This window comes from Bradyrhizobium sp. BR 10261, from assembly GCF_019455395.1.
Lineage (GTDB): Bacteria > Pseudomonadota > Alphaproteobacteria > Rhizobiales > Xanthobacteraceae > Bradyrhizobium > Bradyrhizobium manausense.
In genome coordinates, this window is record NZ_JACOFQ010000045.1 from 1 (window position 1) to 12194 (window position 12194).

The following is a 12194-nucleotide window of genomic DNA, read 5'->3' on the forward strand; positions in this document are numbered from 1 at the left end:
CGGCCGCACCGAAGTGACGAACTTCCTGGTGTCGAACGCGCTGTTCTGGCTCGAGCGCTACGCCATCGACGGCCTGCGCGTCGATGCGGTGGCATCCATGCTCTATCTCGACTACAGCCGGCCGCCGGGCGCCTGGATTCCGAACCAGTATGGTGGCCGCGAGAACATCGAGGCGATCAACTTCCTGCGCCGCTTCAACACCGAGCTGTTCGCGCGCTTCCCGCAGGCGACCACGGCAGCGGAGGAATCCACCGCGTGGCCGCAGGTCTCGCGCCCGGTCGAATTCGGCGGGCTCGGCTTCGGCTACAAGTGGAACATGGGCTGGATGCACGATACGCTGAACTACATCAGCAAGGATCCGATCCACCGCAAATATCACCACGGCGAGATCCTGTTCGGCCTGCACTACGCCTTCTCCGAGAACTTCATCCTGCCGCTGTCTCATGACGAGGTCGTGCACGGCAAGCGCTCGATCTTCGGCCGCATGCCCGGCGACGAATGGCAGCGCTTTGCCAATTTGCGCACGTACTACAGCTTCATGTTCGGCCATCCCGGCAAGAAGCTGCTGTTCATGGGCGGCGAGATCGCGCAGAGCCGCGAATGGAATCACGACCAGTCGCTCGACTGGCACCTGCTCGAATACAAATATCATCAGGGCATCCAGGCGCTGGTTCGCGACCTCAACCGCCTCTATCGTGCAGTGCCGGCGCTGCACCAGATGGACTGCGACCAGGCCGGCTTCGAATGGCTGATCACTGACGATGCCAACCGCAACGTGTTCGCCTGGCTGCGCAAGGGCTTTGACGAACACGCGCGGTGTCTCGTGGTCGTCAACTTTTCCCCCAATGTCTATCGCAACTACCGGGTCCCCGTGCCCTTTGCGGGCAAGTGGAAAGAGGTTTTCAACTCGGACTCGGCCCATTATGGCGGCACCAATGTCGGGAACATCGGCGAGGTGCAAACCGTTGCCGGCAAGGCGCCCGAGCTCCGCCTCACCGTTCCGCCGCTCGCCGCGATCTTCCTCGTTCCGGAAAGCTGACCGATGCGCCTGACTGCTGGATCGCCCGCGCGCCTCGGTGCAAGCTGGGACGGACGCGGCACCAACTTCGCACTGTTCTCAGCCCACGCCGAGAGGGTCGAGCTGTGCCTGTTCGACAGCCAGGGTCGGCGCGAGCTCGAGCGCATCGAGCTGCCGGAGCGTACCGAAGATGTCTGGCACGGCTATCTCAACGACGTCTCGCCCGGCCAGCTCTACGGCTATCGCGTGCATGGCCCCTACGAGCCGGAGCACGGCCACCGCTTCAACGCCAACAAGCTGCTGCTCGACCCCTACGCCAAGCGGCTCGCCGGGCGGCTGGTCTGGAGTGACGCGCACTTCGCCTATCGCACCGGTTCGGCGCGCGAGGATCTGTCGTTCGACCGGCGCGACAATGCACGCGGCATGCCCAAGGCGGTCGTGGTCGACGAGACTTTCAACTGGGGCCGCCGCGAGATCAGGCCGAACATCGCCTGGGAAGACACCATCATCTACGAGGCCCACGTCAAGGGCCTGACCCAGAAGCGCGACGACGTGCCGCCGAATCTGCGGGGCACCTATGGCGGATTGTCGTCGCCGGCAATGATCGAGCATCTCAAGAAGCTCGGCGTCACCACGATCGAGCTGTTGCCGGTTCACAGCTTCGTCGACGACCGCGTGCTGGTGGAGAAGAAGCTCACCAATTACTGGGGTTACAACACGCTGTCCTTCTTCGCGCCGGAGCAGCGCTACGCCCAGGACAATGCGCTGGATTCCTTCCGCACCACGGTGGCGCGCCTGCACGATGCCGGCATCGAGGTGATGCTCGATGTCGTCTACAATCACACCGCCGAAGGCAATCACCTCGGCCCGACGCTGTGCTACCGCGGCATCGACAATGCCTCCTATTACTGGCTGAACCGCGAGAACCCGCGCTATTATGACGACTTCACCGGCTGCGGCTCCTCGGTGAACCTGACCCATCCGCGCGTGCTGCAGATGGTGATGGATAGCTTGCGCTATTGGGTCGAGGTCTGCCATGTCGACGGCTTCCGCTTCGACCTCGCCACCACGCTGGCGCGCGGCCCGAACGGTTTTGACCGCGGCAGCTCGTTCCTCACCGCGATCCGGCAGGATCCGGTGCTCGCCACCGTCAAGCTCGTCGCCGAACCCTGGGATCTCGGCCTCGGCGGCTACCAGGTCGGCGCCTTCCCCTCGCAATGGTCGGAATGGAATGACCGCTATCGCAGCGCCATGCGCCGTTACTGGAGCGGCGAAGGCAGCCTGATCGGCGACATCTCCAGCCGCATGACGGCCTCGTCCGATCTGTTCAATCACGACGGACGCCGGCCGCGCGCAAGCATCAACCACATCACCGTTCATGACGGTTTCACGCTGGCCGATCTCTTCAGCTACAACGAGAAGCACAACGAGGCCAATGGCGAGGACAATCGCGACGGCTCCAACGACAACCACAGCAACAATTGCGGTGTCGAGGGCCCCACCGATGATCCCAAGATCCTCAGCCTGCGCCGGCAGCTTCGCAAGAACGTGCTGGCCTGTCTGATGCTGGCGCAGGGCGTTCCGCTGATCCTTGCCGGCGATGAGGTCGGTAACACACAATTCGGCAACAACAACGCCTATTGCCAGGACAACGAGGTCGGCTGGGTCTCTTGGGACAATCTCGGCAAGGACGGCGATGACATGATCGATTTCGTCGCTGATCTCGCAGGCATCCGCCGAAAATTCTCGCAGCTGCGCAGCCATCGCTGGCTCGACGGCCGGCCCAAGGACGGCATCTCCTACGGCGCACTGTGGCTGACGCCCGAAGGCAACGAGATGACCGAGAGCGACTGGACATTCCCGGACGGCCGGTTCCTCTCTTATGTGATGGGACCGATGGAACCGGGCAGCGCGGCGATCTTTATCGTTCTGAACGCCGCCCCGGAAGAGATCGCATTCAAATTGCCCAAAATGCCCGAATACCAGAGCTGGCAGCAGATCCTGAACACGACGGATGCCAAGCTGAACAGCGTTGATTTCCTGTCCGGAAGCGACAGCAAGGCGCCGCCACGTTCCGTGCTCGCCTTCGCGGGGGCGCTATGAGGCCATCCTTCGGAGCGAAGCCGACCAAGGACGGCGTGTCGTTCCGACTGTGGGCGCCCGGCGCGCGCCGCGTCGATCTCCTGCTCGAAACACGACATGCGATGCAGCGCCGGCAGGATGGCTGGTATGTCGCCGAGATCGCCGGCCTCGCTCCTGGCGGCCAATACAAGTTCAGGATCGACGACGAGATCGACGTGCCGGATCCCGCCTCCGCGTTTCAGCCTGAGGACGTGTTCGGCCCGAGCGAGGTGATCGATCACGACGCCTTCGCATGGCGCGCCAAGGATTGGCGCGGCCGCCCCTGGGAAGAGACGGTGCTGATCGAGACCCATGTCGGCACCTTCACGCGCGATGGCACTTACCGTGCCATGATTGACAAGCTCGATCATCTGGTCGCATCGGGTATCACCGCGCTGGAGCTGATGCCGCTGGCCGATTTCGCCGGCCGTCGCGGCTGGGGCTATGACGGTGTGCTGTGGTACGCGCCCGACAGCGCCTATGGCCGCCCGGAAGATTTGAAGACGCTGATCGACGAGGCGCATCTGCGCGGGCTGATGGTCTTCCTCGACGTCGTCTACAATCACTTCGGCCCGGAAGGAAACTATCTCGGCCGCTACGCGCCATCTTTCTTCACCGATGCGCACACGCCCTGGGGCAGCACGATCGATTATCGCGTGCCGCAGGTGCGAGCCTTCGCGGTTGAGAATGCGTTGTCTTGGCTGACTGACTACCGGTTCGACGGTCTCAGACTGGATGCCGCCAACCACATCATGGCGATCCCGGGCGAGCAATCGATGCTGCACGACCTCAGCGTCGCCGCCGGCGAGCTCGCCAAGGCCACCGGAAGGCACATTCATCTGGTGCTGGAGAATGGCGACAACCGCGCCAGCCTGCTCGATGCCGCGCAGGAGCCGCCGAGCGGCAAATATCGCGCGCAGTGGAACGACGACTATCACCACGTCTGGCACGTGATGCTGACCGGCGAGCTCAACGGCTATTATGCCGACTACCAGACCCCGCGCATGGACCTCGCGCGTGCGCTCGCCTCAGGCTTCGTCTACCAGGGCGAGATCTCGGAGTTCTGGGGCAAGAAGCCGCGCGGCGAGCCGAGCGGTGAGCTGCCGCCGGTGACCTTCGTCAACTTCCTGCAAAACCACGACCAGATCGGCAACCGCCCGCTCGGCGACCGGCTGGAGAGCCTGGCCTCGCCTGAGCAGATCGAGGCCGCGCTCGCGGTGACGTTGCTCGCGCCGATGGTACCGATGCTGTTTCAGGGCGAGGAATGGGGCTCGAAGATGCCCTTCCCATTCTTTTGCGATTTCCAGGGCGGCCTCGCCGATGCCGTGCGCAAAGGGCGCAAGCAGGAATATGCCTGGGCCTACGCGAAATATGGCGACGAGGTGCCTGACCCGCTTGATCCTGCCACGCCGCAATCGGCCGTTCTGGACTGGACCGACCGCACACCCGAGCAGGACGCACGGCTGGCACTGGTACGCGACTTGCTCACGCTTCGCCGCAGGGAGATCATGCCGCGACTGAAAGGCGCGCGCTTCGGCGATGCCGAGGCGAAGGACAACGGCCTGCTCACCGCGCATTGGCACATGGGCGACGGCACGACGCTGCGGCTCACCGCCAATCTTTCCGACAACGACATCTCGCATTCCAACGACTACGCAGGCGCGCCAATCTGGGGCGGCGGGGCCGGCGACCAACTCCCGCCCTGGTCGGTGGTCTGGCATATCGGAGGTTGAAATGCCCTCCGCGATCCCTCTTGCGACCTACCGGCTCCAGCTGACTGCGGATTTCGACTTCGACAAGGCCGCCGCGGTCGTGCCTTATCTGAAGGCACTGGGGATCACCCATCTCTACGCCTCGCCTGTGATGAAAGCGCGCAAGGGCTCGACCCATGGCTATGACACTGTCGATCACAGCCAGTTCAATCCCGAACTCGGCGGCGAGGCCGGCTTTGCCCGGCTGAGCGAGGCGCTCGCACAGAACGACCTCGGCCTGATCATCGACTTCGTGCCCAATCATGTCGGCGTGCATTTCGCCGACAATCCGTGGTGGCTCGACGTGCTGGAATGGGGCCAGGCCTCGCCGCACGCCGTTTCCTTCGACATCGACTGGGACCAGCTCCCCTATCGTGCCCGCGGCGGCGTGCTGCTGCCGATCCTCGGCGCGTCCTATGGCGAGGCGCTGGAGCGCGGCGAGATTGAGCTGCGCTACGATCCCGATGAGGGCAGCTTTTCTGCCTGGTATTTCGAGCACCGCCTGCCGATCGCGCCGGAGCGCTATGGCGAGATATTGAGGATGATCGTGAAGGAGGCGGATGCTGCCGATACCGTTACCGGCAAACGCCTGCTCTCGCTCGCCGCGCGCTATACCGGCCTGCGCAGGCCGAACCGCAAGGAGGCCCCCGCCTTCAAGGCAGAGCTGAAGGAGATCGCAGGCGGCGCCGACATCGTCATGCACGGCCTCCTCGCCTATCGCGCAGCCAAAGATCGCCCGGCGCAGACGCTGGCGCTGCATCACCTGCTGGAGCGGCAGAACTACAAGCTCGGCCATTGGCGGCTTGCCTCCAGCGACATCAACTATCGCCGTTTCTTCGACGTCAACGGCCTCGCCGGCCTGCGCGTCGAGGACGCGAGCACGTTCGCCGCCACGCACCGGCTGGTGAAGCAGCTCGTCGCCGACGGAAAACTGCAAGGCATCCGCCTCGATCACATCGACGGCCTGCGCGACCCCGCGCAATATTGCCAGCGGCTGCGCCGGCTGGTGCGCGACGCGCAAGGCAATGCCAAACCATTCTACACGGTGATTGAAAAGATCCTGTGCGAGCACGAGAAGCTGCCGCACTTCGCCGGTGTCCAGGGCACCACGGGCTATGAGTGGATGAACGCGATCACCCAGGTGCTGGTCGATGCCAAAGGGCTGGAGGCGCTGGACGAGACCTGGCGCCAGATCAGCAACCGGCCGCCGCGCCTCGCGCCCTATGTCAAGGACGCCAAGCGGCGCGTGCTAGAAACGCTGCTGACCAGCGAATTCACCGTGCTGACCCGCCTGCTCGCACGCATCGCCAACGGGCACTATTCGACCCGCGATTTCTCCGCCGACAGCCTGCGCCAGGCGCTCGAGCTCTACGTGCTGCACTTCCCGGTCTATCGCACTTACTTGACGCATAGCGGCCCGACCGCGCTCGACCGCAAGCTGATCGACGACACCATCGCGCGCGCCCGCGCCGAATGGTTCGCCGCGGATGAAGGCATTTTCGACTTCCTGCGCGATGCGCTGACCATGGACCTGCTCAAGCCCGGCCGTCCGCCGCACAGCGCGCCGCGCGTGCGCCGCTTCGCACTGAAGGTGCAGCAGTTCACGGGACCGATGATGGCGAAATCACTGGAGGACACCGCGTTCTACCAGTTCCACCGGCTGCTGGCGCTGAATGAAGTCGGCGGCGATCCCGCCAGCAAGGGCCTCACCATACCGGCCTTCCACGAGGCGATGCGGGCCCGCGCCAGGGAATGGCCGCAGGGGATGACGGCGACCGCCACCCACGACACCAAGCGCGGCGAGGATGCGCGGGCGCGGATCACAGCGCTGAGCGAGATTCCCGGCGAATGGACCAGCGCGGTTTCGCGCTGGAAGGTGCTGAACGCGCCGCACCTCGCGCTGTCAGGCAATCTGCGCGCGCCGTCGGCGACGTTCGAATACATGCTCTACCAGACTCTGCTCGGCGCCTGGCCCCTTCACGGGCCGGATGCCAGTTTCGTCGAGCGCATCCAGGCCTATGCGCTCAAGGCGGCGCGCGAGGGCAAGGAGGAGACGAGCTGGCTCAATCCGCATGAAGCGTATGAAAACGGCATCAAGAGCTTCATCGAGAAGATTCTCGACCCCAGCCTATCAGGCGAATTCCTGGATGCGCTTGCCACTCTGGCTCGCCGTGTCGCGCTGCTTGGTGCGCTGAATTCGCTGAGCCAGCTCACGCTGAAGGCGACGCTGCCGGGAGTGCCTGATTTCTACCAGGGGACCGAACATTGGGACCTGTCGCTGGTCGATCCGGATAATCGCCGCCCGGTGGATTTTTCTGCCCGGCAAGCGGCGCTGGCTTCGCTGCAAACACCTGATTGGGGCGGGCTGATCAGGACCTGGCCGGACGGACGGCTCAAGCTGGCCTGGACGCGGCACCTCCTCAGGGTCCGGACTGAGCTCGCCGACGTTTTTGCGCAAGGCGGTTATCAGCCGCTGGATGTGCGCGGCGCGCACGCCGAGCATGTGATCTCTTTCGTCCGCCACCACGGCCGCGCTGCAGCGATCGTCGTGGTTGCGCGCCAGTTCGCGCCCTTCACGCAAGGGGGCCGCGACTGGCCCACGCTCGAAGGCGTTGACGCAACCGTCGACATCAGCGGCTATACCGCGCCGGGCCTTGCGGGCAACGAATTGCCGCTCGCGCAAGCGTTCCGTGATTTTCCCGCTGCGGTCATCAAGGCGCGCGCAGCCAGTGCCGTCAGGCCCCTGCGGCAGCGCGTGGGCGCCTGACGTTCACTTTCCCCCATCCTTGGTCAGCAGCAATTGCCCGCGCTTCTTGATGGCCGCCTGCGCCATCTCGGCGAAGCGCTGCAGCAGCCACGGCAGCACCACCTCGACCTTGACATGGTCGTCAGTGACGTCGACCTGCCCGCTCGCGACCTGGCCCAGCGCCCGAATGCGGAAATTCATGGTGTCGCCGCTCCAGCGCTCCTCCTCGACCTGCATCACGGGAATGCTGGCGGCGGCGCGGCCGAGCCCGGTCTTGAGCCGGCGCACCGCCTCCTCGCGACCGAGGCGATGCGGAATGGAGACGACGAGCGGTGCTGACATGGCCCTGCCCCGTGGTGACTGGATCCTCACATAGTCATGCCTGGTAGAGGCGTAAAGGTTCCATGCAGGTCGGAACTGTTGCCCCGTTTCAAACCCGGAACTTTAAAACCCCGGGCAAGTTGCCCTCCGCACAACGGGACAGGTTGCAACAACCCTTTCGACAAAGGGCTGGAGGAGATTCGCATGTCTATCGGTACGATCATTCTGATCATCCTGGTTATCGCGCTGCTCGGCGGCTTCAGCGGCATCGGCGGCGGTCCGTTCTACGGCACCGGCTATTACGGCGGCGGCGGCCTTGGGCTCGTCATCATCATTCTGCTGATCCTGCTGCTGATGGGCCGGATCTAGCGCGCTTGTAGGGTGGGTTAGCCGCAGGCGTAACCCACCTCTTTGATCTCCGCGGATACAGAAGCGGTGGGTTACGCCAAGCGGTCTGCGCTTCGCACAGCCCGCTCGGCTAACCCACCCTACTTCTTCGCAGCCAATTTCTTGATCGCCGCCTTGATCGACGCGGCGGCATCATCATAGCCATCCCATGCCTTCGATCGCGCCAGCAGGCCCGGCACGGTGCGCACCGTGTAGCGCTTCGGATCGAGATCGCTCTTCACCTGCGCCCAGGTCAGGGGCATGGACACGGTGGCGCCGGCGCGTGCACGAGGCGACAACGGGGCGACCGCCGTCGACATCCGGTCGTTGCGCAGATAATCAAGGAAGATCTTTCCCTTGCGCAGCTTCTTCGACATGTTGAGCAGATAGCGCTCGGGATCGTCATCGGCCATCCACCGACAGATGCCTTGCGCGAACGCCTTCGCTTCCTTCCAGTCCACCTTGTCGCGCGCGCCATGCAGCAGCGGGACCACCACATGCAGGCCCTTGCCGCCCGTGGTCTTGCAGAAGCTTTCCATGCCGATATCGGTGAGCCGCTGCCGCATCTCCTTCGCCGCTTCCACCACATCGGCGAATTCGACATCAGGCGCAGGATCGAGATCGAATACCAGCCGGCCCGGAACGTCATACGCGTAGGGCGCACAGTTCCAGGGATGCAGCTCGACCCCGCCGATCTGTGCGACCGCGGCAAGGCCCTCGATACGGTCGATCTGCAAATAAGGCTTGCGATCGCCTGACACGCGCGCGAGCTCGAGCAGGTTCGAGGTGCCCTGCATGGCGTGGCGCTGGAAGAAGCACTCTCCCTTGATTCCGTCAGGCGCGCGGATCAGCGAGCATGGCCGGCCCTTGAGATGCACGATCATCCATTCGCCGACGGCCTCGAGATAGCGTGCGAGGTCGAGCTTGGTGACCGGCGCACCTTCCCCATCGTCGGGCCACAGCTCCTTGTCCGGTTTGGAGATGACGACGCCCATCACTTCGGCGGTGCCCTTCCCTGCCGCCGGCTTTGCAGCAACGCGCTTCCTGGGAGAGGGCTTGGCGAGTTCGGTATCCGCAGGGGTCTCCGCCTCGACCTCTTCGGCGGGCTTGTCCTGCCGCAGGCCTTTGAAGGCGGCCTGGCGGATGTTACCATCAGCGGTAAATCCGGCGAACTCGATCTCGGCGACGAACTCGGGCTTCAGCCAGTGCACGTCACGGGTCTTCTTGGGCGCATTCTTGCCGCCGAACGGACTTTCCTTGGCTTCCATCGCTTTCAGCGACGGCATGATGCGCTTGACCTTGTCGGCACCAAATCCGGTCCCGACCATTCCGACGAAGGCGAGATGATCGCCCCGATGCACGCCTGCCATCAGGGAGCGGAATTTTCCATTGGTGGTCTTGTAGCCGCCGATCACCACTTCATGCCCCGCGCGGCATTTTGCCTTGGTCCAGCTCTCGGTGCGGCCTGAGCGATAGGGCGCATCCAGCTTCTTCGAGACGACCCCCTCGAGCTCGAGCTTGCAGGCCGATTGCAGCACCGCATCGCCGCCGCTCTCGAAATGCTCGACATAGCGGATCTGGCTCGTCTTCCTTTTGCGCGCCTGCAGCAGTTCCTTGAGCCTGGCCTTGCGCTCGCCGAGCGGCAGGCGGCGATAATCGAGGCCCTCGGCGAACAGCAGGTCGAAGGCAAAGAAGATCAGCTCTTCGGTCTTGCCGTCCGACAGCGCGGCCTGCAGCGAGGAGAAGTTCGGCGCGCCGTTATGGTCGAGGGCGACGATCTCGCCGTCGATCATCACGTTCGGCAACTCGGCGGCCTCCTTCGCGATCGACGCGAACTTGTCGGTCCAGTCGAGGCCCTTGCGCGTCTTCAGCGTCGCCTCACCATCCTCGACGCGAAGCTGCACGCGATAGCCGTCGAACTTGATCTCGTGGCACCAGCCATCTGACGCCGGCGGCCGCTCCACCGGGGTGCAGAGCTGCGGCGCCACGAAATCAGGCATGTCCGAGACCTTCCTGGCCGTCGTCGCTGATGTCGCCTTCTTCTTCGATGCCTTGCTGCTCTTCAGCGCCGTGCGAGGCGCCGGCTTGAGCGTGCGCCCCTTGGTCTCCTCGGCGCGGTTGGACTGCCAGACCGCATCGGCCTTGCCCTTGCCCTTCGCCAGCATGAACGGTTTTGGCGCGCGACCCTTCCCGCCTGCGATCTGCTCCATCGCACGGCCGGAGGCCACGGACTTGTCCTCCGCCAAAATATCCTCGTCTTCGCTGGCATATTCGTCGCGGTGCTTGATCAGGAGCCAGTTGGTGCGCTTCTCGCCGCCACGGTTACGCATGCGCACGAGCACCCAGCTGCCATGCAGCTTGTCGCCATGCAGCGTGAACTTGAGGTCGCCCTTCTTGAAGCCGGCTTCGGGGTCATCAGACTCCCAGGTGCCGCGATCCCACAGCATCACCGTGCCGCCGCCATATTGGCCCTCGGGAATGGTTCCTTCGAAATCGCCATAGTCGAGCGGATGGTCCTCGACTTCCACCGCCAGCCGCTTGTCGTGCGGGTTGAGCGAGGGTCCTTTTGTCACCGCCCAGGACTTGAACACGCCGTCGAATTCAAGCCTGAGATCGTAGTGCAGGCGGGTCGCGTCGTGCTTCTGGATCACGAAGCGGCGTTGCTTCGAGGGCGCGACCGCCGCCTTGCCCGACGGTTCGGGCGTCTTTTCGAAATCCCGCTTCTTTCGGTAGATGGAGAGTTTTTGCAGCACGACGGGTCCCACATCCTCTGATCGCGTTGAAGCCTATCACGGCGAAAGTCCCACCCGGAACCAAAACCCAATGGGGTGGTTGGGGTTCCAAAACGCCTTGAAATCACTGGAGAATGAAATGGCCCCGCGCGCCTATTGGAAGGGAACGTTGAAACTCTCGCTGGTCAGCTGCCCGGTCGTGCTCTATCCGGCGACCACGGCCGCCGAGAAGACGCGGTTTCACATGATCAACCGCGAAACCGGCAACCGGCTCAAGCAGCAGATGGTGGATGCCGAGACCGGTGACGTCGTCGAGAGCGACCAGAAAGGCCGCGGCTATGAGCTGCGCAAGGGCAAATATGTCGAGATCGAGCCGGAAGAGCTCGAGGCGGTGCAGATCGAGAGCAACCACACCATCGATATCGAGAGCTTCGTGCCGAGCGAGGAGATCGACCAGCGCTACCTCCACCATCCCTATTACATCGCGCCCGACGGCAAGGCCGCGGTCGATGCCTTTGCGGTGATCCGCGACGCCATGAAGGACCAGGACCGCGTCGCGCTCGCCAAGATCGTGCTGACCAACCGCGAGCACATCATCGCGATCGAGCCGCTCGGCAAGGGCCTGCTCGGCACCACGCTGCGCTTCCCTTACGAGCTCCGTGACGAGGACGAATTCTTTGGTGACATCAAGAGCCCGAAGATCACCAAGGACATGGTCGAGCTCGCTGGCCACATCCTGCACACCAAGGCGGCGCATTTCGACCCGAGCAAGTTCAAGGACGAGTACGAGACCGCGCTGAAGGCGCTGGTGAAGCGCAAGGCGAGCGGCAAAAAGATCGAGCTGCCGGAGCCCGAGGAGCGGCCGAGCAACGTGATCAACCTGATGGATGCGCTGAAGCAGAGCCTGAAGGGGCGCGGCGGCGGAAAAACGGCGGCCAAGTCGCATGCGCGGCGTGCGACGGGGCGGCAGCGGGCGGCGAAGAAGACGCACCGGTCGACGGCGCGGCAGAGGAAGGCGGGGTAGCCTGTCATTCCGGGGCGATGCGAAGCATCGAGCCCGGAATCCATCATGCCAAGCGCGACGAGCGGAGAAATGGATTCCGGGTTCGCCTCTTCGA

The 12194-nt window shown here is 64.0% G+C and carries 8 protein-coding genes; 6 read left to right on the forward strand and 2 right to left on the reverse strand.

Translation table 11 applies throughout. The features are described 5' to 3' along the window. The 4 genes from glgB to treY form a co-directional block, all read left to right on the forward strand. Positions 1 to 1039, forward strand: a 1039-nt coding sequence (glgB, locus tag HYH07_RS33565; protein ID WP_220006478.1) for a 1,4-alpha-glucan branching enzyme, incomplete at its 5' end; no start/stop codon positions are given. A 3-nt stretch (positions 1040 to 1042) separates the two neighbouring features. Beyond that, a complete protein-coding gene (gene glgX / locus HYH07_RS33570) occupies positions 1043 to 3121 on the forward strand; it encodes a glycogen debranching protein GlgX (protein WP_220006479.1) in 2079 nt (692 codons plus the stop codon). After that, positions 3118 to 4872, forward strand: a complete 1755-nt coding sequence (gene treZ, locus HYH07_RS33575) for a malto-oligosyltrehalose trehalohydrolase (protein ID WP_220006480.1) — start codon at positions 3118 to 3120, stop codon at positions 4870 to 4872. The genes glgX and treZ overlap by 4 nt, the downstream gene beginning before the upstream one ends. A gap of 1 nt (position 4873) precedes the next feature. After that, positions 4874 to 7657 (forward strand): malto-oligosyltrehalose synthase, encoded by a 2784-nt coding sequence (gene treY, locus HYH07_RS33580; protein WP_220006481.1) that lies wholly within the window; start codon positions 4874 to 4876, stop codon positions 7655 to 7657. A 3-nt stretch (positions 7658 to 7660) separates the two neighbouring features. Here the strand turns inward: treY and HYH07_RS33585 are convergent, their stop codons facing one another. After that, complete coding sequence (locus HYH07_RS33585) at positions 7661 to 7978, reverse strand: polyhydroxyalkanoic acid system family protein (protein WP_220006482.1); 318 nt, start codon at positions 7976 to 7978, stop codon at positions 7661 to 7663. A gap of 183 nt (positions 7979 to 8161) precedes the next feature. On the opposite strand from HYH07_RS33585, the gene HYH07_RS33590 reads away from it, so the two are divergent. Further along, positions 8162 to 8326, forward strand: a complete 165-nt coding sequence (locus HYH07_RS33590) for a DUF3309 family protein (protein ID WP_084298933.1) — start codon at positions 8162 to 8164, stop codon at positions 8324 to 8326. Positions 8327 to 8445: 119 nt separating this feature from the next. Here the strand turns inward: HYH07_RS33590 and ligD are convergent, their stop codons facing one another. Further along, the gene (ligD, locus tag HYH07_RS33595) at positions 8446 to 11097 is read right to left on the reverse strand and encodes a DNA ligase D (protein WP_220006483.1); all 2652 of its coding nucleotides are present in this window, start codon (positions 11095 to 11097) and stop codon (positions 8446 to 8448) included. A 118-nt stretch (positions 11098 to 11215) separates the two neighbouring features. On the opposite strand from ligD, the gene HYH07_RS33600 reads away from it, so the two are divergent. Beyond that, positions 11216 to 12100, forward strand: coding sequence for a Ku protein (locus tag HYH07_RS33600; RefSeq protein WP_220006484.1), 885 nt, complete (start codon positions 11216 to 11218; stop codon positions 12098 to 12100). Positions 12101 to 12194 lie beyond the last annotated feature (94 nt).